Below are 23,800 nucleotides of genomic sequence, written 5' to 3'. Positions count from 1 at the left end.
TCTTCCGCTCATGGCAATTTATTCAGCTAACAGAGGAGACAGGGTAAAGAAACGGTTGATTAACCTGCATCGTTTTTCGCTGACTCGTACGACAGTTACTGCATGTACCGGCAGTTGAAGAAACCACCCAGGAGCCAGGACACGAGAGGGCTGAGCGTAAAAAAAGGCGCAACGTACCTTTTGGTGATGAAGCCAGCTCGCTCATGAACAAATCATTTCAACACAAGCCCTGTGAAATTCCGTTAGGAATATCTCACTGGGGCAAGCGTCGGAACTCTCACGAGAGCTATACGGGATAAATCACGACTATCGAGTAAAATAAAGACAGTTTTATGACACAATCTAATCTAATGAATATAGACACTATTCTCGACCGGATATATTTAATGCCCTTAACGTCCAAAAAAATACTGAAGGACTGCATGGAAGAAGTCAAATATTCCAAGGGCCATGCTTTACTGCGCGCCGATAAAATTGAAAAGAACATTTACTTCATAAAAAAAGGGATCGTCAGGGCTTATGCTGACAATGACGGTGACGATATTACTTTCTGGTTCGGACAGGAAGGAGATCTTGCACTCTCAATAAATGGTTATGTAAAAGATCAAAAAGGGTATGAGAATATTGAACTGCTGGAGGATTGCGAATTTTTTAAACTAAACAACGACTCATTACAAATCTTATTTGACAAGGATATCCATATCGCCAACTGGGGCAGGAAACAGGTAGAATACGCATTAATCGAAGCGGAAAAGCGTTTAATTTCAAGGCTTGTAAAAACAGCCTCGGAACGTTATACAGATTTGTTAAAGAACGAACCTGAATTACTTAAAAGAGTAAAGTTAAGTCACCTGGCCTCCTACCTTGGGATTACCCAGGTGAGCCTGAGCAGGATCAGGAGCAATGTAAAGTGATTATTTATCATTTGTTAAATGCCGGCTTGCATCCGACAGCTACCTTTGTCGCGAATTATAATAATTAAATGTAATACGTATGAACTGGGTATATTTAGTATTAGCAGGTTTATTTGAAATTGGCTGGCCCCTGGGCTTAAAGTTATCACAAACAATGTCATCAAAAATATTGGGAATTGCCATAGCAATAGTCAGCATGCTTTTAAGCGGAATACTATTATGGTTTGCTCAAAAAACAATTCCCATCGGAACAGCCTATGCTGTATGGACCGGAATCGGAGCCGTAGGTACCCTCATCATCGGGATTTTGTATTTTGGTGATTCTGCTTCTGTTTTAAAGCTGCTCTCTGCTTCATTAATAGTAATCGGTATCGTTGGTTTAAAATTCACTTAATAAAATGTCTTGAAACCGGCGGAATGACCCCACGACTTTCCATAAGGTTGTTTCGCCGGTTCTATTTTGCCTTGATATCAAAACTCAAAGCCTTTAAGCGATGGCGTTGGTCATACACCGAATAAGCCCCATACCATACCTCTTTTAACCGATGACCGTTTTAAGCCGACCACTTCCTGAATTACATCTAAACAGGAATAATGCAAGTTCTCTATCTGATAATCCCGTTGTCCCTGATCAGACCATAACACTTACATCATCAAAAACTTAAAACGTATGGCTACTAAATCCAACAACCCAGGAAAAAAACTAAAACAAATCAATACCAGATAAATCTGCTTTCTGTTAAGGCACTATTGAAAGTTAAGCAACCGGTTTTAAAATTCTCAAAACAACGATTTACCATCAGAGGTATTTAAATTCTCCTTCTATTAACATAGACTTTAATTGGTATGATTTATAAAAGTTCTACCTTTGACCACAAAAACAACGGTTAATGTTCAGACATTATGCGGTCTCAATGATTACCAGGCCATACCCTTACTTATTCTCTTTAAAACGAAATCTTTTTGTTGCCATTTTCATTGCGGCACTTATCTATTTTATGAACTGGTTAGCTATTGATGGCGATTATGTCAGTAATAATTTTGTCTATCCAAAAGTCGAGGTTTGTATGCTGGCCGGATTCACGACCTTTTTTAGCATCCTTTTTATTACTGAATTGATACCTTATTTATTTTTTAATCCGGAAATAAAAGAACGATGGACGGTAGGAAAAGAATTCCTGTTGATCATTTCACTACTTCTGGTCATTGCTGTGGCCAATAACCTTATGTCTTTTTTTATCAGCAAGAATCAAAATGCTTTTGATATGCTACGATTCTTAAATGTTTTATTATATGTTATCATTCTAGGGATCATCCCGACAATTTTAATCGTCTGGTTAAATTATACTGTTATTTTAAAACAAAACCTGAAAGAAGTCTCTTTGTATAACGAGCAGCTTCGTAATAAAATTGAATTAGAAACATCCGCAACAGGTGCTAGAGTCAACATTCAGACAAATAACAAAACAGAAGTCCTTGAACTTGACATTGATGCTTTCTTATTTGCCAAAGCGGATGGTAATTATGTTGACATATATACAATTGCCGGCGATGAGGTAATTTCAAGGCCATACCGCTTGCGGCTCCAAAAGCTCGAAGAAGCTCTTGAGGCATACCCATTTATCATTAATACACACAGATCTTATATCGTTAATCTGAGAAGCATATACAGCACCTCGGGAAATGCCAGAAATTACCGAATTAGTTTTAAAGGAATCGCCGAAGAAGTTCCGGTTTCCAGAAACAAGTTCAAATTATTTAAAGAAGCCTTTCAAGCACAAAAAGGGGATGTCTCCTACGCTTGTTGCGAGCAAATGTAGGAGACATTTTTTTGTTTTATAGATTTGAGAGTTCATTAGATGCTCAAAAAGCATATCCTACCCCTACTCCGACAAACAATCTTGAATCAAAATCGGCAGGTCTCATCCTTCCCCCGTCTAAAAACCCTTTTAGAGAAAGCCAGCCAAAACCGCTTATGGTAAAATCTTTAATTTTAAACCCTAACGATTGGGTGACCCCATAGTTGAAATAGGCAAAATTGTTTACATATGTTTCATACACCGAATGTTCCTGAATCCTGAGTTTCCCTATAGATTTCAGATGGGTTACACCTGCAAAAGGCTCGAATGAAATGTAAAACTTTTTCCTGGCAAAAGGGTAGTAAACCAAATCGAATATTGCATACAGACCAATATCCCGGGTAAACCCGTCTACATGATCCGTAAATAGATTTTCTGTTTCGGAAATATAACTGTTCTGGTATGCCAAACCATATAGCAGTTTTATATGGTCTCCCTGATACTTAAATCGCTTTGCTTTAAAAATAAATCCGTAATTATCGCCATAACTTGTATTGAGGGGATCGTATGTATATAATAATTCCATTTGCCAGTCTTTATCACTCACCTGTTCTACAGGTTCATTCTTTTGTGCAAAAACATTCAGACTTACTATGGACACTACCATTAAAATATAATTCTTCATCTGGTTACTCAAAGATTTTTGTTAATCCATTTTTAAAACTGATTATCGGACTGTTCCGGTGTGAGGTGTTTCTGAGTCGTTCGCCGGTAAAGTCCAATCCGATGTAAAATCTCTTTTTCAGCTGTTTGACAAAAGCATCGTGGAAAAGGTTCTGGGAAGCCCCTTCCAGATCACCTACCGACAGGTACAGGCTTTTATTAAGTTCCTTCTTCTTATCATAGTATTTCTGCTCCAGATCTAACAGATAGGCATTATACCACATTATGTTGGCGCTGGCTGCTATAATATGATCGAAAGGGTTATTTTTTTCTTGTTGAAATAGTATGTATAAAGCGAAGTATCCTCCTAATGAGTGACCGAATAATGTTCTGTCACTACTCATTATTTTCAGCTTACTTTCGATTTCAGGGATCAGTTCGCCATTAATAAAGTCGATAAACTCTTTAGCCCCTCCTGAATTACCGGAAAAATCTTTATCCCAAGGGTATGAATAATCCGTACCCCGTTTATTTTTTCCGGCGTATCCAATCCCTATCAGGACATAATCATCCTTTTCCTGAGCAGTAATTACATTTGCGGTTTCATTAAAATAGTCATCGCCGTCGAGTAAATAAATCGTGTGATAACTTTTGGACGGCTGATATCCTTTCGGATACAAAATATTGATGCGGTACTTTGTCTGCGTATAATTTGATGTAATTACAAAGGAATCATTATTTGTCCTAGCGGACAGTTCTTCCTTGTCACACCCCTGCACACATAAACCCACAACGATTATGCTACAGACAAGCAGGTAATTTAAGACTCTTTTTTTCATGACATATGCTATGTTTAATTGATTTTATGCCCTCAAAATTAAATGAGTGTTTCCTGTAAAATATTATTATAAAGCATCTTGGTTTGAAGTGTCATCATTTTGTGATGTATTGACATCTCCATACGGTTTTAATTCCATCCATACTTAAAAAAATAAAAGGGGTGGTTAAAAACCACCCCTTCAAGGATTCATATTTTAGCTGTAGGAATAAACTATCTACGCCAGTTCGAAACGATCTAAATTCATCACCTTATTCCAGGCTGCAACAAAATCACTAACAAATTTGTCTTTGCTGTCTGCACTTCCATATACTTCCGCCAGGGCTCTCAATTCAGAATTCGACCCGAATATAAGATCTGCCCGTGTAGCTGTCCATTTTAAAGCTCCGGAATTGCGAGCTCTTCCTTCAAAAACCTCGTTGTCTTCTGTAACCGGTTTCCATACTGTATCTATATCCAGCAGGTTCACAAAGAAATCGTTCGTTAATGCTTCAGGTCTGTTGGTAAACACACCATGTTTCGAACCGTCATAATTCGTATTCATAACCCGCATACCCCCTAACAATACCGTCATTTCCGGTGCTGTTAAGGTTAACAATTGCGCCTTATCGATCAACAGTTCTTCTGTAGATACAGGGAATTTAGTTTTTCGATAGCTCCGGAATCCGTCTGCTACCGGTTCTAAATAGGCAAATGAATCGATCTCCGTTTGTTCTTGCGAAGCGTCCGTACGGCCGGGAGTAAAAGGAACGCTTATATCGTAACCTGCATTTTTAGCAGCTTTTTCTATCCCGGTACAGCCTGCCAACACAATCAGATCTGCGAGGGACACTTGTTTGTTTCCGGTATTAAAACCACCTCGAATACCTTCCAATACTTTCAAAATCTTTGCCAGGCCGGCAGGATTATTTACCTCCCAGTCCTTTTGCGGGGTCAGACGGATTCGGGCACCGTTTGCTCCTCCCCGTTTATCCGATCCCCTGAAGGTTGAAGCGGAAGCCCAGGCGATTGACACCAGTTCCGGCACAGACAAGCCACTGTCTGCTATTTTATTTTTCAGGTTAATGATTTCTGTTTCATTGATCAATTCATGGTCAACAACCGGTACCGGGTCTTGCCAGATCAGGTCTTCTTTCGGTACTTCAGGTCCTAAATAACGGGGCTTAGGTCCCATATCGCGATGTGTTAACTTAAACCATGCACGGGCAAAAGCATCTGCAAACTCATCCGGATTTTCATAAAAACGCCTTGATATTTTTTCATATTCAGGATCAAACCGAAGTGAAAGATCCGTTGTCAACATTGTAGGCCGGTGCTTTTTAGAAGTGTCGAATGCATCAGGAATACTCTCTTCTGCATTTATAGCGACCCATTGTTTTGCTCCTGCCGGACTCGTTGTTAATTCCCATTCAAAACCGAACAGGTTTTCAAAAAAATAATTACTCCATTGAGTCGGGGTCTGTGTCCATATTACCTCGGGACCCCCGGTAATAGCATCGGCCCCCTTACCCGATTTGTAACTGTTCTTCCATCCAAAACCTTGTTCTTCAATGGGCGCTGCTTCCGGCTCAGGACCTACGTAGATACTGGGGTCAGCTGCCCCATGGGTCTTACCGAATGAATGTCCTCCGGCTATAAGTGCCACGGTTTCCTCATCGTTCATAGCCATACGTTTGAAAGTTTCCCTGATATCTTTCGCTGCGGTTAAAGGGTCTCCATTTCCGTTGGGTCCTTCGGGATCAACATAGATCAATCCCATTACTACGGCTGCCAGCGGATCTTCCAGATCGCGCTCTCCGGAATATCTTTTATCTTCCAGCCAGGTGGTTTCTGAACCCCAGTAAATATCTTCATCCGGCTCCCAGACGTCTTCACGTCCTCCTGCAAACCCAAAGGTTTTAAAACCCATGGATTCCAAAGCCACGTTCCCTGCCAAAACCAACAGGTCTGCCCAGGATATTTTCTTTCCATATTTTTGTTTAATAGGCCATAGTAACCTTCTTGCCTTATCGAGACTCGCATTATCTGGCCAACTGTTTAATGGTGCAAAACGTTGTTGCCCCGCTCCTGCACCTCCCCTTCCGTCACCAACGCGATAGGTACCGGCACTATGCCACGCCATTCGGATAAACAGTCCTCCATAATGCCCGAAATCTGCCGGCCACCATTCCTGCGAATCGGTCATTAAATCATTCAGGTCTTTCTTTAAAGCCGGATAATCCAGTTTTTTGAATTCCTCGGCATAATTAAAGTCTGCACCCATTGGATTTGAGAGTGACGAATGTTGCCTCAGTATATTTACCTTTAACTGATTAGGCCACCAATCGCGATTGCGTGCACCCCCTCCTGCTGCTTTTTTGGGAGCTCCGCCAGAAAACGGACATTTACTCTCCCCGTTTGAACCGTGGGATGAATGACTCATGTGTTTGTTATTTTCCATTTTTAAAAGTTTTTAGAATTCTATATTTTCTTAACCATAGTAAAAATACCATAATTAATATTTATTACTTTTAATAATAAATAGATTATGGTTATAATACAATAACACAATTTAAAGGCCTGATTAATTTACGGAATTATCATTAGAGGAGAAAGCATTTATAAATGAATGCATTACATTTTTAGTTGATAGCGAAAAATACTATCTTCATTCTGTTGTTATTTGCAACAGTCATCGTTTAATGTAACCGCTCTTAAAATATTATCATATGAAGTTAGGTGCTTTTTCCATCAGTCTGAATGTTAAGGATCTTAAAGTTTCAAAATCATTTTATGAAAAGCTGGGCTTTAGTGTTTTCGCCGGCGATATTGGAATGAATTACCTCATCATGAAAAATGAAGACACTCTTATCGGACTCTTTCAGGGAATGTTTGAGAATAACATTCTTACTTTTAATCCCGGCTGGGATTCAGATGCCGGTACTTTAAAAGACTTTGATGATGTTCGTTCGATCCAACGATCGTTAAAGGATGAAGGGATTCAACTGTTAAGCGAAGTAAAAGAAGGCTCCAAAGGTCCGGGAAGTTTCACCCTTACTGATCCCGACGGCAATACCATCCTTATCGATCAGCATATTTAAAAGTTTATATCTTGAATGTGAAACGGAAAACTTGCAGGAAGCCTTCATTAAGATATGCCCTGAAGCTTTTTCATTAATATTTGAAACTAAAAACAACAAAGCCTCCCGTCCGGGAGGCTTTGTTGTTTTTATGGTTAAAGTTAATCTATAACTTCGCTAATTGGATTTCCCGTAGCAGCATTTGGGAATGCAATTCCGAGCAAAGCAGAAATTGTAGGTGCTATATCCGGAATTTCAGTCCTTTGAGTGGTCTCGCCATGATTGATTCCATAGCCAAAGAACAACAGCGGTGCATGGGTGTCATAATTAAAGTTCGACCCGTGGGTTGATCCGGTTCTTGAGTAACTTATCACTCCCGGATCCAGCACTACCAAAACATCTCCCGAACGCTTGTGGTTATACCCTTTTTGCAATAAGTAAGGTACAGGCTGCGTATAATCATGCTTGCGCATTTCCTGCGCTGTAAATACTTCGAAAACGCCTTCGTAATTAACGACTTCATCAGCAATTGCCTCTTCCACTTCAACTAATTCCAAATCCAGCTCCTCCAACTTTTCGTGATCTAGGAAAATCTGAAAGTTAGAGAAATTCTTTATCAGCCCTTTAGCGTTATACTTCTCTTGCAAAAACTCATTAAGCTTCACCTTAAAATCAGAAGTACTGAAATATCCTCCCGGAATCTTTACGGATTCAAGGTAAGCCGGCACATGTACTGCGGCATGGTCGGCGGTTAAGAATACGGTATAATTCCCTTTCCCCACCTGTTTATCCAGCTTATTAAAAAGACGTTCTAAATCTTTGTCCAGACGCAGGTATGTATCTTCTATCTCTACCGAATTCACCCCAAATTTATGTCCGACGTAATCGGTACTTGAGTAACTTACAGCCAGAAAGTCGGTATCGTTATCTTGTCCTAATGACTCCCCTTCTATAGCTGCAATAGCAAAATCTGTAGTTACACTGTTGCCATAAGGTGTTGCTTTAATGATATCGTATCCATTATTCTGTTTCCATAACTTGTGAAGTTTATGCGGAAAAACTGCCGCTTCTTCTCCTTTGAATTTTCCTTCAAAATTATTTTCATCTGTACCACTTGCAGTATAGCTATTGATGTCAAATAAAGTATTCCATTCCTTTTTGTATGATTTAGCGGCATCAGACTTGTTGAATTTCTGAACCCATTTAGGAAGTTCATCCATATAATAAGTACTACTGATCCATGCTCCTTCGTCTTTTCCATGAAACCAGTAAGCAGCATTTGCACTATGTCCGGCCGGTAAAATAGCTCCACGATCTTTAATTGCAATACCTATGACCTTTCCTCTCATCTGGGTCGCAAGTCTTAACTGATCTGTAACCGTTGTTGTAATCATTCTGTTTGGAGACATTTTCCCTGCATCACTTTTGGTTCCTACAGAATTCACCTCATCGTCCTGAGCACAATACACGCTCTTATCTATATTTTTATCGTACCAATCATTGGCGATTATACCGTGAAAGGCCGGAGTAGTACCTGTATATACAGAAGCGTGCCCGGGACCGGTATAAGTCGGTACATAATTAAAATGATTGTTTTTACAATTAAAACCTTCGGCAATCATTCTCTTAAAACCACCCTCTCCGTATCGGTTCCAGAAACGGGGCAGGTAGTCATATCGCATTTGGTCGACTACAATTCCCACTACCAATTTTGGTTTTTTGTATGTTTCATTTGCGGATTGTGCACTCAGATCATTTCCCATGAACAAAGCCGCTGCAACAGCTATATAAGTAAGCTTTGACAATTTAATTTTCTTCACTTTCTGATTTATTTATTGATTTGATTTTTATCTTATTCCGACCACTAAGCAAACAAAAATAAGTCATTCGTTTATTATTCACTTCAATTATTGGTTAAAATACCACCTAAGATTATTATTTTTACCTCAGTTATTCTATTTTTAACTCATAGAGTTCACCATGCTGACTATAAATGCAGTAGCGATGGATAGCTCTCTGATAATTACCTGAAATTTTATACATGAAGTATCTTCAAAATATAGGCAAGTACTTTTTAATGATAAAGGAAGTCTTCAATAAACCTACAAAGTGGTCGATCATGAGGACTTTAATTTTAAAAGAAATTGACGATCTCATATACGGCTCACTGGGTATTATTATTTTTATATCCTTTTTTGTAGGAGGGGTAGTAGCCATACAGACCGCTTTAAACATCGATAATCCGCTTATTCCAAAATACCTGGTCGGGTTTGCCACCCGACAATCGGTAATACTAGAATTTGCCCCCACCTTTACATCGATAATTATGGCAGGTAAAGTGGGCTCTTATATAACCTCCAGTATTGGCACCATGCGGGTAACGGAACAAATTGATGCCCTGGAGGTTATGGGAATCAATGCTCTTAATTACCTGGTATTTCCTAAAATCATTGCTTTGCTCCTTTATCCATTCGTCATTGCCATAGGAATGTATCTCGGGATTCTGGGCGGATGGTCTGCTGCCGTTTTTGGCGGGTATAGCACGAGTGCTGAATTTATTCAGGGCTTACAGGTAGATTTTAAGGATTTTCATGTTATTTATGCCTTTACAAAGACTATTATTTTTGCTTTTATATTGGCTACAATTCCTGCATTTTATGGATTTTATATGAAAGGAGGCGCTTTAGAGGTCGGTAAGGCCAGTACAACATCTTTTGTATGGACCAGTGTTGTAATCATTATAGTAAACTATATTGTTACTCAGATGATGTTGGGGTAATCAGAAACGGAAACGAACCATAAGGTACATTCCCGTAAATTTAACATTAAAAGATTCGTCATTTATTGATATTGAATTATGATCGTAGTAGAAGACTTGCATAAATCGTTTGGAGAGACCGAAATTTTAAAGGGGATTTCGACTGTTTTTGACAAAGGGAAGACCAACTTGATTATCGGACAAAGCGGTTCGGGAAAAACAGTATTCCTGAAGTCATTACTAGGTTTACACACCCCAAATCAAGGGAAGATTGTATATGATGGTAAAATCTATTCAGAACTCGATGATGATGAAAAAAGGGATTTGCGGCAGGAAATGGGAATGGTTTTTCAGGGAAGTGCTCTATTCGATTCTATGAATGTCGAAGAAAATGTAATGTTTCCTTTAAAAATGTTTACTCATAAAGAATATGATGAAATGAAGGAAAGGGTCGATTTCGTATTGAAACGGGTCAACCTGAAAGATGCTCACGGCAAATACCCCGCTGAACTTTCCGGAGGAATGCAAAAACGTGTCGCCATTGCAAGAGCCATTGTAAACAACCCTAAATATCTATTTTGTGATGAACCCAACTCAGGTCTGGATCCGAAAACAGCCATTCTGATCGACAACCTGATCCAGGAAATCACCAAGGAGTATGATATTACAACCGTTATTAATACCCATGATATGAATTCTGTAATGGAGATCGGTGAGAAAATTGTTTTTTTAAAAGACGGCTATAAGGAATGGGAAGGTACCAATAACGAGATTTTTAAAACCGATAATGATGCCGTTACCGATTTTGTATATTCATCAGAACTGTTTAAGAAGGTAAGGCAGATGTATATAGAAGAAAGGAATTAAAAAAAGGAGTGTAAAACTCCTTTTTTTAATCTAATTGCCTGACTTCTACTTTGGCATTATTGGTTCTTACTTTCAGCCATTCTTTCATTTTCTCCAATTCATTGGCCGCTGTTGCCGAACTCTTTTTCAGCTTTATATAAAATACCGGAATGGTATCTGTTTTTTCATAATTCGTTTTCATTTGAAAAGCAAAGGCAAATTCTTCCAGATTCTGGTAATTGATCTTGGCTTCTTTACTTATTTCTGCAAATGGAATTTGATTATAAGCATACATACTTAGCTTTTCCAATTCATTTTCAAGTACCGAGATACGTTGATCTTTTGTTTCCATCTCTCTCTTTTTAGATTCATAGAGTTCAGAGACATATTTAAATTTTTCTTCGGAATCGTCTTTTCCTCCTTTGATTTCAAGATGGGCATTTTCGAGATAAGGGTAGGTTGCCATCTGTGTTCTCCATGTCTGGATCACATTATCCGGAATAGACTCTCCTCCTCCAAACACCAACTCAATAACCGGGTTATCTCCCCCGTTATATTCGATTGTATTGTATTTATCCAAAAAGTATCCCTGGCCTGAGAATTGATAGGTTTTTACTTTTTCATTAATAAACTGGTTGGCGTCTTTTTTAAACATTGACTCCTGCCAAACATTATAAAACGTAAACAAGGCCGGAACTATAACAATAATGGCCACAACAGAAGCAATTCTGGCTATAAAACGTCTTCTTGCCGAATTGGCATAGCGTACCATCGGAAACCGAAGAATCTTCAGCACCAAAAAGGTAGCCAGACCTATAAAAATGGTGTTAATGATAAAGAGGTACATGGCACCGCCGGCGTATTGCAGATTCCAGACAGCCAGGCCAAAACCTACCGTACATAAAGGCGGCATTAGGGCAGTAGCAATGGCAACTCCAAAAATCACACTTGCTATGGTACCTTTCTTTGCCCGGGCAATCACCAGGGCGAGCCCACCAAAGAAAGCGATCAATACGTCGCGTATATCCGGAGCGGTCCTTGCCAATAACTCGGAAGATTCGTCTTGTAACGGAAATAATTTAAAAAATAAAAATGCCGTTAAAACACTCAATACCACCATTACGACAAAATTCTTTACCGATCTTCTCAGCGTGTCGATATCATTGATGGCCAACGACATTCCCATCCCTAAAATAGGTCCCATTAACGGCGAAATTAACATGGCTCCGATTACAACTGCGGTGGAATTTGCATTTAAGCCTACCGAAGCTATAAAGATGGAACATATCAGAATCCAGGATGTATGTCCCTTAAATGCTATATCTCCTTTAATTCCTTCTATAGTAGTTTCCTGGTCGGTATTTCCCCTTATATCAAGAAGATCGGCTAAAAAGGTTTTTAAACTGCCTAAAAATCCCGAAAAATCCTTCTTTACCTTGTCTGTACTTTGATTGATCTTTTCTTCCTGAATTTTTTCTTCCTGATTATTATTTGTATTTCCTTCCATATATTATATTAAATGATCGCCAAGTTTTTGCTTAACGGACACCAGAACATTTTTAATATCCTGTTCCTTTTCTTTTGGATAAATTAATAATATTTCGTCTTTGTCTACCACAATATAATCATTTAATCCTTCCATAACGACAATTTTTCCCGGACCTGTCTTTATGATGTTTCGATTACTGTTGGTTAATAGTGTTTTTGCATTTAAAATGGCATTCTGATTTCCATCTTTTCCCAATTCGTTATACAACGATCCCCAAGTTCCGAGGTCGTTCCAATCGAATCCTGCCGGCAAAACATGGATGTTTTTTGCATGTTCAAGAATGGCATAATCTATTGAAATATCAGGGGTATTCGTGTAATTTCCGTCTATAAACACCGCTTCATCCTGAGTGTTATACACTTTCATTCCTTTAGCAAATAGCTGGTATAACTCCGGCTGGAATTTTTCGAATGCCTTAACAATACTACCTACACTCCAGACAAAAATCCCTGCATTCCATAAAAAGTTCCCCTTGGTCAAAAAGATCTTTGCAGTTTCATAATCTGGTTTTTCACGAAATTGTCTTACCTTTTTAATATCGACCCCCGACTTCTTTTTAAACTCAATATAGCCGTATCCGGTGTTGGGGAAACTTGGTTTCACCCCTAAGGTCATCAACACTTCCCGCTCTTCACACTCCCTGAAACACCTTTTAATATTCTTCTCAAATGCTTTTTCATCTTCGATCCAGTGATCGCTGGGCGCGACTAACATCAAAGCATTTGGGTTCTTTTTCAAGATTTTTAAAGAAGCATATAATATCGCAGGGGCTGTATTTCTTCTTTCCGGTTCAAGAACAACCTGCTCTTCCGCTATCCCGTTTAACTGTTCTAACACCAACTCTTTATAACGTTCATTGGTGAGAATGAGGATATTTTCTTTCGGTATGAATTTATTTAAACGGGAAAACGTTTTCTGGATCAGTGTTTGCCCTGCCCCAAGAAGGTCGTGAAATTGTTTTGGATAATTCTGGGTGCTTAAAGGCCAAAAACGAGAACCGACTCCACCTGCCATCAATACCGCATAATAATTTTCATTCATCTTTACAGAGATTTATTTTCTACTCAAGCTTATGATTTCACTCATTATGGAAGGTCTCATCACCGGAGCTGTTCTACTTCAGCATTTGGCTGAAAAAGATATATTCTCCCTGTGGCCACTTCCATGCACTCATATCGCTTAATCTTTCTATTTCCTTTTTTAAAAATTCTGCCGTTGTAAATCCTGAACAAACTTCCATAAGGCAATTCAAAGATAAAGGTTTTATCAGGGCCTTCATCAAACTGTTTCAATGCCAGAGACAATTTGGCATCCGTATCGCTACTGGCTTTGGGGTTTTTAAAATGATGTGCAAGAACCGGAAGCAATGACAACGGAAAGACCTCGGGCCTGATAAAAGGCAGCATCAACTGCTGAAAAGTATACTTCCATTCATTTCCGTGGGGTTTTATATGCCTGCCAAACTTTTGAAATGCCACCAAATGTGCTATTTCGTGGATCAGCGTGATCAAAAAGCGGTATTTGTTCAAATTAGCATTAACGGTTATCTGATGCATTCCGTTTTCTAACCTCCTGTAATCTCCATGGCGTGTTACCCGCTCATTCACCACTTTAAGGTGTACGCCATTTTGTTTTATAAGTTCAAAGCACGGGGAGGCTGCACTTTCCGGCACATATTTTTTTAACACTTTGTGCATTCAAAAAAATTTACGGGGTACTATTAGACACTTGGAGCAATTTACCGTTATAATATTTCTGCCCTGTTAATCCAAACTCAAAAATATAAGTTGCCATTTGCAGGGCAGACAATGGTGCTCTATAGCCCGGGAATGCCTCTGCTAACATTTCAGTTTGTACGGCTCCCAAAGCAAGTACATTAAAAGATGGCCCGGTTTCTTTATATTCTTCAGCCAATAATTCTGTTAATGTAATAACAGCACCTTTTGATGAGCTGTAAGCGGAAAGCCCGGGGAATTTCATACTTCCTTGAACCCCCCCCATACTGCTTACACTTACCACATGACCTTCCCTGGACATAAAGGGGGTAACAATTCGTGTTAATTCTGCCAGTCCGAAAACATTAACTTTATAAACGGCTTCAAACTCATTTCTTGTGGTAGTTGCAAAAGGCTTATTTAGCAATTTTCCTGCGTTATTAATGAGTATATCTACTTTTTTCCATTCCCTTTCCAGAATATCCTTTACCTTATCTATGTCATTATCTAAACTGAGGTCGAAGGAAAACCCGGTAACATTCGGGTGGTTTAAAGCCGCAACGGGTTCATTATTTCTCGATAAAGCCATCACTTTATGTCCAGCTTCAGCATAAAGCTTGACCAGCTCAAATCCTATTCCCCTGCTAACTCCTGTTATAATCACATTTTTCTTGTCACTCATGGAATTTTATGTCTTTGTTTTGAGTATTGGCCATTTTCTCAATAACCGGAATCATTTTATTAATAAAGGAAGTCATATGAGGAATATCTATTTCCGAAAACTCATCATCTACATGATGGTAATAATCGTAATTCGTAAAATCGAAGGTACATAACGTCTGCGAAGGCACCTTAAAGGCCTCATAAAAAGGATAATTATCAGAACGCTTAAAAAGATTGTATTCTTTTGCCTGCGGAAGAAATCCTACTAAATCTTTCTCCTCTGCATACTCATTCATCTTTTCAGCCATATTTGAATCGTTATATCCGGTTATATATGCTGTATAATCCTGCTGCATGGGAACACCGATCATTTCGAAATTTACCATGGCATATAAATCGATATCTTCCTTTTTTAACTTAGGCGCAAGATGTGCCGAACCTAACAATCCTTTTTCTTCTGCCGAAAATAAGGCAAAAATGATACTTCTTCTGTTCGTTCTCTTCTTTCCGAAATATTCTGCCAGTTCCATAACGGCTGTTGTTCCGGAAGCATTGTCATTGGCTCCGTTGGCTATGGAGTCGTTTTCTACAGCATCAATAATCCCTACATGGTCATAATGAGCTCCGATAAGGATATATTCATTTTTTAAATCCGGATCACTCCCCGCTACTACCCCTACTACATTATATGCATTTTTAAAGTTAGACAGACTGTCTTTATAACTCTGAAAGAACGGTTCTACTTTACTGTTAGCAAAGACATACTCAATATAATCTGCCGCTAATTCTATACCTTTTGTTCCTGAGTCACGCCCTGTCAGTTCGTCTGCCGAAAGCTGCTTCATAATTTCAGCAACTGATTTTTCTGTTACTGATTCTGCATTGTTTCTCGGACCATATTTTTTATTCGGCAAAGACTTACAACCAAAAGTGGTTAGACCGATGAGTGTGAGTAAAAGTATTCTTTTCATCATATAAATTAGTTTATTAGCTTATAAAGATAAAAAAAGAAGCTGCTTTATTGAGAAACAAAGCAGCTTTCTAAAAATATATTTAGCTTTTTATTTACGCAAGCATTGTAACAGGATTCTCCATGTATGCTTTCAGCGTCTGAAGGAATTGAGCTCCCGTAGCACCGTCTACTGTTCGGTGATCGCATGCTAAGGTTACTTTCATTGTATTCCCGACTACAATCTGACCATCTTTAACAACAGGTTTCTGAACGATGGCTCCTACTGAAAGAATAGCAGAATTCGGCTGATTGATAATAGAGGTAAATTCCTGAATGCCGAACATTCCAAGGTTAGACACGGTAAAAGTGCTTCCTTCCATCTCGGCAGGGGTCAGTTTTTTATTTCTGGCTTTCCCTGCCAGATCTTTTACCTGACTTCCGATCTGAGTCAAAGTCAGCTGGTCTGTAAACTTCAATACAGGAACCACCAAGCCTTCGTCTACAGCTACCGCCACACCAACATGCACATGATGATTATATTGGGTCACATCTCCTTTCCAGGAAGTATTTACCTGCGGATGTTTCTTTAATGCCATTGCACAAGCTTTAACCACCATATCGTTAAACGACACTTTGGTATCCGGCAGGTTGTTGATCTGTTTCCTGGATGCCATTGCATTGTCCATATCTACTTCGATGGTCAAGTAATAATGAGGAGCTGTGAATTTAGATTCAGACAATCTTTTCGCGATTGTTTTACGCATCTGAGAGTTTTTAACCTCTTCGGCGCTTTCCTGTCCTGCCGGCACAAATGTTGTTACCCCAGTGGTGGTGGTTGCTGTAGAAACAGGAGTTTCAACCGGTTTATAATTCTCAATATCTTTCTTAATAATTCTTCCGCTTTCACCGGTGCCTTTTACGGTAGCCAAATCGATACCTTTTTCTGCTGCCATCTTTTTAGCCAGTGGTGAAGCAAAAATCCTACCTCCTGAAGTTGTCGAAACCACAGGTGCAGGTGTACTTTCTGAAACTTGTTCCGTCTTAGCAGGCATTGGTGGGGCTTCTGCTTTAGCTTTCGGAGCTTCGGCAGCTGTTCCTGATTTTGCAGCGCTCAGTACAGCATTTACATCTGTACCTTTTGGCCCGATAACAGCCAACACAGAATCAACAGGAGCAGACTCTCCCTCCTGCACTCCTATATGTAATAGGGTTCCGGCATAGAAGGATTCAAATTCCATCGTTGCCTTATCTGTTTCTATTTCAGCAAGGATATCCCCTTCGGTAACCTCGTCTCCAACTTTCTTAAGCCATGAAGCTACAGTACCTTCCTCCATAGTATCACTCAGGCGTGGCATGGTTACTACCTCTACACCTTCCGGCATTGTTACCACCCCGGCAGACGTCTCAGCCTTAGCTTCTTCTTCTGGCGTTTCGGCTTTTTGTTCTACTTCTCCCGAAGGCTGGCTTCCATTAATAATGGCATTTACATCTTCCCCCTCTTCACCGATAATAGCCAAAAGCTCATCAACTTTTGTGGTTTCCCCTTCGGGAACACCAATATGAAGCAAGGTTCCGGAATAGAAAGATTCAAACTCCATCGTTGCCTTATCTGTTTCTATTTCAGCCAGGATATCTCCTTCTTCTACTTTGTCCCCAACTTTTTTAAGCCATTTTGCAACGGTACCTTCTTCCATGGTATCGCTCAAACGTGGCATGTTAATGATTTCTGCCATTATTAATTAAAGTTTATGTGATAAAAACGGATAGTCTTCTTGTTCGTATACCGTATCGTACATTACATTTTTCTCCGGGTAAGGTGATTCTTCAGCAAACTGTTCACATTCTTTCACCAAGTCCACTACACGCTTATTAATCTCATCAATCTTAGCTTTTGATGCGTATTTCTTCTCCTTAATGATATCGAGCACCTGCGTAATCGGATCGATCTTCTTGTATTCTTCTACCTCTTCTTTTGTTCTATAGTGTTGTGCATCAGACATAGAGTGCCCTCTATACCTATAAGTTTTCACTTCCAGAAATGTAGGTCCATCGCCTTTACGTGCTCTTTCAACAGCTTCGGAAACAGCTTCAGCCACTTTTACCGGATTCATTCCGTCTACCGGACCACAAGGCATATCATAACCAAGTCCCAATTTATAGATATCGGTATGATTTGCAGTTCTTTCAACCGAAGTACCCATTGCGTATCCATTGTTTTCACAGATAAAAACAACTGGTAATTTCCAAAGCATGGCAAGGTTAAAAGTTTCATGGAGCGAACCCTGACGTACAGCTCCATCTCCCATGTAACATAAAGTTACTCCGTCTCTTCCCTGATATTTATCTGCAAATGCAAGTCCGGCCCCTAAAGGGATCTGCCCACCTACAATACCGTGTCCTCCATAAAAGTTATGCTCTTTAGAAAAGATGTGCATCGAACCTCCCAGGCCTTGAGATGTCCCGGTTCCTTTTCCAAACAGTTCAGCCATTACACGTCGGGGGTCTACTCCCATTCCTATCGGTTGTACGTGATTACGATACGCTGTTATCAGTTTATCTTTTTTAGGATCGATGGCATGCAAAGATCCGGCTAAAACGGCTTCCTGACCGTTATACAAATGAAGAAACCCTCTTACTTTTTGCTGTATGTATGCTGCTGCAAGCTTGTCTTCAAACTTTCTCCAGAACAACATGTCTTCGTACCATTTCAGGTAAACTTCTTTAGTAACTTTTTTCACACGTTTAAATTTTACCAATTGCTGCTTAAATAGGCTAATTTATAAAACCGAGACCGTATACAACACTGTGATTGCCTTCGTTCTCACATTAAAAATTCCAGTGCGAGTCACACAACTCCCATTAAAACTTATCAATGCTTGTTTCATTAATCGATTATGTAACTTATCAAGCAGATAAATAACTACAATTAATTGCGAATTACAAAAGTAGCATATTCGAAAAAAGTGGAAAAATGAAAAATCGCTTTTATCCGTTTTTTTTGTTAAATAAAAGTATTTTTATCGAAAAGTAACGGTAACAGATCTTTAAGGGATTCTGATTTCATGACTTTACCGCTTTTACCCATGAAATAGATAGCGATTGGTGCGCGCTGGTTTATTTCGTATTCTGCAATTGTTTGCCTGCATGCTCCGCAAGGAGGAATCGGCTCGCCGGTTTCGTACTTATCTGAAGACGCCGAAATAGCCATTGCTTTTATCGGAACATTTGGAAATACGGCTCCTGCCTGATAAATAGCCACACGTTCAGCGCATAACCCGGAGGGGAACGAGGCATTCTCCTGGTTATTACCTGCAACCACCTCATCATTCTCTAAAAGGATCGAAGCTCCTACTTTAAATTTCGAATAAGGAGCATAGGCATTTTTTCTGACCTCGACTGCCTTTTCCATCAACCGCCGGATCTCCTCCGGCAGCTCACCGACCGTATCGTAAATACTAAACTCTGATTTAACCGTTAATTTTTTCATCCTAATACTGGTAATAAGTTTCCCCTAAATTAAAGGTCAAACCAAATCTAAGTGTATTTTCTAAAGGATTAGCCACATTTGATGTAGAGAACAGGTATGAGACATCTATCGTGGTGTTATTAAATTTAAAACCGGCACCCAGTGTGAAATATCGTCGCACTCCTTTCTTCTTGCTTTCGTGATAATATCCGGATCTGAAAGCAAAAACATCCCTGTAGTTATACTCGCCTCCCAAAGCCCATGTTATTTCACTTAATTCTTCACTGAAACCATCGGGAGCATCGTTAAAAGATTTAAACACCCCTTCAAAAAAATCTATATTATTATACAAATCATTATCTGTGTTATCTATGTCTCCGTCTCCATCAAAATCCTTCGGAGTTGGCACCAGTAATTTATTGAATTCCGATGATAGTGCTATTGTATTGTCCTGATCCATTATAAAATCAAATCCGGCCCCTACTTTCAGATTTGCAGGTAAGAAACTTTCCTGTCCGCCTTCGTCATACTGTATTTTAGGTCCGAGGTTCGACAGGTTAAATCCGGCTCGCCATCGTCCGTTAAAATCATTATACACTTTTTCTTCAGATTGATAATACCCAGACACATCGACCGCAAAGCTGTTGGCGGATCTTGAATTCGCATCAATCTGCTGTAACTTCAAATTAGACCGAATGTATCTTCCGGTCACCCCCATGGAGAACTGCTCGCTTAATTTCAGCGTATAGCTTCCATCTAGAGCGAATTCGTTTGGCTCGGCAGGAATAGGCTCGTCGTTGATCCCCTGTCTGAATAAAATTTCACCTAATCCAAAATACTTTAAACTAAAGGCATAAGCGCTTCTTTCACTATATCTATTATAATAGGTAACATTCATTAACGAGATGTCGGTTGCCAGTTCTCTGAGATAAGGCGTATAGCTGACACCTATACCGACCTCTCTTTCCGAAAAGGAATATTTTGAAGGGTTCCACTGCTGCGAAAAGGCATTTGGAGAAGTTGCAACTCCGAGATCACCCATTCCCGAAGCCCTTGCATCGGCAGATATCAATAAAAAAGGCACTCCTGTTGTTATTTCCTGATATCCTTCTTGCGAATGCCCTATATACACCACAGAACAAATTGCAAAAAGCCCTAGTATTTTCTTCATACTCTCAAAAGTCAGTTTAAGCAAAAATAATCTTTTGTCATATTAAATCAAGTATTATCGCCTGAAAGACGCACTAAATATTTAACGTAAGAATACAAAATATCTTATAAAAAACAGCTATATCTACGACAATCGGACACTACATCCGTACCTCTCAGATAAAAACACGTCTTTTAAAGCCCTGACAAAACTTTTCAAACACTTGTAACCATGTTATTTTCATTAACACCCGTCATAATAAAATTACAAAATAAACGTTAAAGGATTAGCACGGTCATACGATAACGGCATCGTATATTTTTATTTAAAAAATTGAATTTATATAGTTAATTATTATATTGCACAATGTTTTTATGACAACCTAAATCTTAACTATGGGAAAGTATTCTATTAAAATCTTGTCGCTCTGTTTTTTATCTGTAGCGAGTTTTACAGGATGCAAAAACTCTTCATCTTCTAAAAACACCTCCAGGGCCACTGGATGGCAAATCAACTCCAAAGAGGGTGGTTTTCAGTACAACAGTAATTTTAAGGAACAGGAAACCCCTCCGGGAATGGTGTTTATTGAAGGCGGAACTTTTGTAAAAGGCAAAGTGCAGGATGATGTTATGCACGATTGGAACAACACACCAACTCAACAGCATGTTCAATCATTCTACATGGACGAGACTGAAGTAACAAATGTAATGTATCTGGAGTACCTAGATTGGTTAAAAAGTGTCTTCCCCCCAGACGACCCTGCCTACAAGAACATTTATCAAGGCGCATTGCCAGATACTTTGGTATGGAGAAACCGTTTAGGCTATAACGAAGAAATGGTAGACAATTACCTAAGGCACCCTGCTTATGCAGAATATCCGGTAGTAGGTGTAAACTGGGTACAAGCTGCCCAATTCGCTGAATGGAGAACTGACAGGGTAAATGAACATATATTAGAAAGAGAGGGGTACCTGGCTCGTAATACAAAATATGCTGTTACCCAAGGAGATATCAACGGCACATTCAGTACGGAGGCATACCTGAACAGACCCGAACAAGCTTACGGAGGAAACATCGATTCTTTACAGGGAAAGGCTAAAAGGGATTCAACTAATGTATTTGCCAAGAGAACCAGTGGTATCATTTTACCTGATTACAGGTTACCTACAGAAACTGAATGGGAATATGCCGCACAGGCAATTGTCGGAACCCGTGAATACAATAACTACAGAGGTAGAAAAAAATATCCGTGGGAGGGCGAATATACCCGTTCGGGAAAGAGAAAAAATATTGGTGACCAGTTAGCGAATTTCAAACAAGGAAAAGGTGACTATGGCGGTATTGCCGGATGGTCTGATGACGGTGCAGATGTTACTGCCCAGGTAAAAACTTATCCTCCGAATGATTTCGGACTTTACGATATGGCCGGAAATGTAGCCGAATGGGTTGCTGACGTTTACCGCCCTATCGTTGACGACGAGGCTAATGACTTTAATTACTACAGAGGTAATATATATATGAAACCGTCTATTGACAAAGACGGCAAACTAAAGATTGTTTCTCAGAACGAGATCAAATATGACACTTTAAGTAATGGAAGAATCGTAGCAAGAGATCTTCCTGGTGAGTTGGCAATGGTTCCTGTAGACGAGAAAGACACTTATCTAAGAACCAATTTCTCTAAAAGTGACAACAGGAATTTCAGAGACGGGGATCCGGGTTCTACCAGGAACTTTTATGAAAGATTTGATGACGGTGAAAAACAAGGCACAATGTACGATGCTCCTCAGCATAAGATCTCAGCAGATTCTACGGGCAGTATCGTTATGGAATATGATAAGTCCAACAACAGAACTACGTTGATCAACGATGAGGTCAGAGTATACAAAGGCGGTTCATGGAGAGACAGGGCATACTGGCTGGATCCGGCCCAAAGAAGGTATTTGCCACAGTATATGGCTACAGATTATATAGGATTCAGATGTGCCATGTCGCGAGTTGGGTCAAAAGCAAAAAAGAGAACAAAGAGAGCCAGAGATTAAATTTATCTAACAAAAAGACAATATCAAGCCCTGTTCGGAACAGGGCTTTTTTTTATACTTTTATCTCATGAAAACTGAAGATCTATATAATGTATTCTTGAATTGCAACAAGGTTTGCACAGACACCAGAAAAATAGAAGAAGGAGATCTTTTCTTCGCTCTTAAAGGCGATCATTTTGATGGCAACGCATATGCTGAGGAAGCTTTAAAAAAGGGTGCCGGATATGCTGTTATAGATAACCCTCAGTACTCGGTCAAAAACACCATACTGGTCGGCAATGTTTTACACACACTACAACAGCTCGCCAATTACCACAGAAAACAATTAACCATCCCTGTCGTTGCCCTTACCGGTAGCAACGGAAAAACCACCACAAAAGAACTCTTTAATGCCGTATTGTCTCAAAAGTACAATACTACTGCAACCATCGGGAACCTTAACAATCATATCGGGGTTCCGCTTACGTTGCTGTCCATGAACAAGGATACTGAACTCGGAATTGTAGAAATGGGCGCAAACCATTTAGAGGAAATCGGCTTTTTATGCAATATTGCAGAACCAGACTACGGATATATCACCAATTTCGGGAAGGCTCATCTCGAAGGTTTTGGCGGAATGGAAGGTGTTATAAAAGGTAAAAGCGAATTGTACAACTACCTCATATCGGGCAACAAAACCATATTCTACAATGCTAACGATTCTAAGCAATCAGATTTATTAAAATCTTACCAAAACACTTATTCATTCGGAGATACATCAAACTGCGATGTAATTATTTCACTTACATCACATAACCCGTTTGTTTCCGTGGACTTCGAAAAGTTGCAAATACAAACCAACCTCATCGGAAAATATAATTTCCCAAACATTGCGGCCGCAATAACTATTGGCACCTACTTTAAGATAGCTCCTGAAGCCATTCAAAAAGCCCTTGCTTCATACACTCCATCTAATAACAGGTCTCAAATTATACGAAAAGGGAATAATAAAGTCGTTCTGGATGCCTATAACGCCAATCCAAGCAGCATGAGTCTTGCTCTCGAAAGCTTTTCACAAATGGATGATAAAAATAAAATCGCTATTCTGGGCGATATGTTCGAACTTGGCCATGAATCAGCTACAGAGCATCAGCATATCGCAGAACTGGCATTGAAAAAGAAGTTACAAGGCTTATACCTCGTGGGCAATAATTTCTTTTCTACCAATTCTTCATCTAAAAAATTCAAAACCTTCGAAGACCTGAAAGAATACCTCATGGCCAATAAACCGGAAAACAGCTCAATACTTATTAAAGGCTCAAGAGGAATGGCCCTTGAACGGATTTTAGAATTCTTGTAAAACCACTTTGGAATGTTTCTTACGCCGGCGTAAACCTTCCGCCCTCG

The 23,800-nt window shown here is 39.5% G+C and carries 21 protein-coding genes; 8 read left to right on the top strand and 13 right to left on the bottom strand.

All coding sequences use genetic code 11. From position 1 onward, the window contains the following. The first annotated feature begins 332 nt into the window (after positions 1-332). The 3 genes from MQE36_RS08235 to MQE36_RS08225 all read left to right on the top strand — a co-directional run bounded on the left by MQE36_RS08235 (position 333) and on the right by MQE36_RS08225 (position 2,734). Positions 333-914 carry a Crp/Fnr family transcriptional regulator gene (locus tag MQE36_RS08235; protein ID WP_341461497.1) on the top strand — a complete coding sequence of 194 codons (582 nt, stop codon included), beginning with the start codon at positions 333-335 and terminating at the stop codon, positions 912-914. A 79-nt stretch (positions 915-993) separates the two neighbouring features. Then, the gene (locus MQE36_RS08230; protein WP_242938680.1) at positions 994-1,308 is read left to right on the top strand and encodes a DMT family transporter; all 315 of its coding nucleotides are present in this window, start codon (positions 994-996) and stop codon (positions 1,306-1,308) included. Between the two features lie 496 nt (positions 1,309-1,804). Continuing rightward, entirely contained in the window at positions 1,805-2,734 is a 930-nt protein-coding gene (locus MQE36_RS08225) for a LytTR family DNA-binding domain-containing protein (RefSeq protein WP_242938679.1), read from the top strand. A 43-nt stretch (positions 2,735-2,777) separates the two neighbouring features. On the opposite strand, the gene MQE36_RS08220 is transcribed toward MQE36_RS08225, so the two are convergent. The 3 genes from MQE36_RS08220 to katG all read right to left on the bottom strand — a co-directional run bounded on the left by MQE36_RS08220 (position 2,778) and on the right by katG (position 6,654). Next, positions 2,778-3,398: a hypothetical protein gene (locus tag MQE36_RS08220; protein ID WP_242938678.1), complete on the bottom strand. Its 621-nt coding sequence runs from the start codon at positions 3,396-3,398 to the stop codon at positions 2,778-2,780. Positions 3,399-3,402: 4 nt separating this feature from the next. Next, positions 3,403-4,215, bottom strand: a complete 813-nt coding sequence (locus MQE36_RS08215) for an alpha/beta hydrolase (RefSeq protein WP_242938677.1) — start codon at positions 4,213-4,215, stop codon at positions 3,403-3,405. A 216-nt stretch (positions 4,216-4,431) separates the two neighbouring features. After that, positions 4,432-6,654 carry a catalase/peroxidase HPI gene (gene katG, locus MQE36_RS08210; RefSeq protein WP_242938676.1) on the bottom strand — a complete coding sequence of 741 codons (2,223 nt, stop codon included), beginning with the start codon at positions 6,652-6,654 and terminating at the stop codon, positions 4,432-4,434. Between the two features lie 268 nt (positions 6,655-6,922). Between katG and MQE36_RS08205 the strand changes: the two genes are divergently transcribed. Next, positions 6,923-7,294 carry a VOC family protein gene (locus tag MQE36_RS08205; RefSeq protein ID WP_242938675.1) on the top strand — a complete coding sequence of 124 codons (372 nt, stop codon included), beginning with the start codon at positions 6,923-6,925 and terminating at the stop codon, positions 7,292-7,294. A 140-nt stretch (positions 7,295-7,434) separates the two neighbouring features. On the opposite strand, the gene pafA is transcribed toward MQE36_RS08205, so the two are convergent. Beyond that, complete coding sequence (gene pafA / locus MQE36_RS08200; RefSeq protein WP_242938830.1) at positions 7,435-9,036, bottom strand: alkaline phosphatase PafA; 1,602 nt, start codon at positions 9,034-9,036, stop codon at positions 7,435-7,437. A 278-nt stretch (positions 9,037-9,314) separates the two neighbouring features. On the opposite strand from pafA, the gene MQE36_RS08195 reads away from it, so the two are divergent. Next, positions 9,315-10,052: an MlaE family ABC transporter permease gene (locus MQE36_RS08195; RefSeq protein WP_242938674.1), complete on the top strand. Its 738-nt coding sequence runs from the start codon at positions 9,315-9,317 to the stop codon at positions 10,050-10,052. A gap of 78 nt (positions 10,053-10,130) precedes the next feature. Beyond that, positions 10,131-10,898: an ABC transporter ATP-binding protein gene (locus MQE36_RS08190; RefSeq protein WP_242938673.1), complete on the top strand. Its 768-nt coding sequence runs from the start codon at positions 10,131-10,133 to the stop codon at positions 10,896-10,898. Positions 10,899-10,923: 25 nt separating this feature from the next. On the opposite strand, the gene MQE36_RS08185 is transcribed toward MQE36_RS08190, so the two are convergent. The 9 genes from MQE36_RS08185 to porV all read right to left on the bottom strand — a co-directional run bounded on the left by MQE36_RS08185 (position 10,924) and on the right by porV (position 20,393). Then, positions 10,924-12,384 (bottom strand): DUF389 domain-containing protein, encoded by a 1,461-nt coding sequence (locus tag MQE36_RS08185; protein WP_242938672.1) that lies wholly within the window; start codon positions 12,382-12,384, stop codon positions 10,924-10,926. Positions 12,385-12,387: 3 nt separating this feature from the next. After that, positions 12,388-13,467: a mannose-1-phosphate guanylyltransferase gene (locus MQE36_RS08180; RefSeq protein WP_242938671.1), complete on the bottom strand. Its 1,080-nt coding sequence runs from the start codon at positions 13,465-13,467 to the stop codon at positions 12,388-12,390. A gap of 59 nt (positions 13,468-13,526) precedes the next feature. After that, positions 13,527-14,123, bottom strand: coding sequence for a SprT-like domain-containing protein (locus tag MQE36_RS08175; RefSeq protein ID WP_242938670.1), 597 nt, complete (start codon positions 14,121-14,123; stop codon positions 13,527-13,529). Positions 14,124-14,133: 10 nt separating this feature from the next. After that, positions 14,134-14,823, bottom strand: coding sequence for an SDR family NAD(P)-dependent oxidoreductase (locus MQE36_RS08170; protein WP_242938669.1), 690 nt, complete (start codon positions 14,821-14,823; stop codon positions 14,134-14,136). Further along, positions 14,816-15,778 (bottom strand): M28 family metallopeptidase, encoded by a 963-nt coding sequence (locus MQE36_RS08165; RefSeq protein ID WP_242938668.1) that lies wholly within the window; start codon positions 15,776-15,778, stop codon positions 14,816-14,818. The genes MQE36_RS08170 and MQE36_RS08165 overlap by 8 nt, the downstream gene beginning before the upstream one ends. Before the next feature lie 91 nt (positions 15,779-15,869). Continuing rightward, positions 15,870-17,489 carry a pyruvate dehydrogenase complex dihydrolipoamide acetyltransferase gene (locus MQE36_RS08160; RefSeq protein ID WP_242938667.1) on the bottom strand — a complete coding sequence of 540 codons (1,620 nt, stop codon included), beginning with the start codon at positions 17,487-17,489 and terminating at the stop codon, positions 15,870-15,872. A 6-nt stretch (positions 17,490-17,495) separates the two neighbouring features. Beyond that, positions 17,496-18,494, bottom strand: a complete 999-nt coding sequence (pdhA, locus tag MQE36_RS08155) for a pyruvate dehydrogenase (acetyl-transferring) E1 component subunit alpha (protein ID WP_242938666.1) — start codon at positions 18,492-18,494, stop codon at positions 17,496-17,498. Positions 18,495-18,757: 263 nt separating this feature from the next. Further along, positions 18,758-19,243, bottom strand: a complete 486-nt coding sequence (gene cdd / locus MQE36_RS08150; RefSeq protein ID WP_242938665.1) for a cytidine deaminase — start codon at positions 19,241-19,243, stop codon at positions 18,758-18,760. Between the two features lies 1 nt (position 19,244). Further along, on the bottom strand, positions 19,245-20,393 hold the full coding sequence (gene porV, locus MQE36_RS08145; RefSeq protein WP_242938664.1) for a type IX secretion system outer membrane channel protein PorV: 1,149 nt from the start codon (positions 20,391-20,393) through the stop codon (positions 19,245-19,247). A 374-nt stretch (positions 20,394-20,767) separates the two neighbouring features. Between porV and gldJ the strand changes: the two genes are divergently transcribed. Further along, positions 20,768-22,414 (top strand): gliding motility lipoprotein GldJ, encoded by a 1,647-nt coding sequence (gene gldJ, locus MQE36_RS08140; RefSeq protein WP_242938663.1) that lies wholly within the window; start codon positions 20,768-20,770, stop codon positions 22,412-22,414. A 67-nt stretch (positions 22,415-22,481) separates the two neighbouring features. After that, positions 22,482-23,753 (top strand): UDP-N-acetylmuramoyl-tripeptide--D-alanyl-D-alanine ligase, encoded by a 1,272-nt coding sequence (locus MQE36_RS08135; protein WP_242938662.1) that lies wholly within the window; start codon positions 22,482-22,484, stop codon positions 23,751-23,753. Positions 23,754-23,800 lie beyond the last annotated feature (47 nt).

It is taken from the genome of Zhouia spongiae (genome assembly GCF_022760175.1).
Lineage (GTDB): Bacteria > Bacteroidota > Bacteroidia > Flavobacteriales > Flavobacteriaceae > Zhouia > Zhouia spongiae.
The sequence above is the reverse complement of the archived record's forward strand: the minus strand, read 5'-3'. Positions and strand labels throughout refer to the sequence as shown.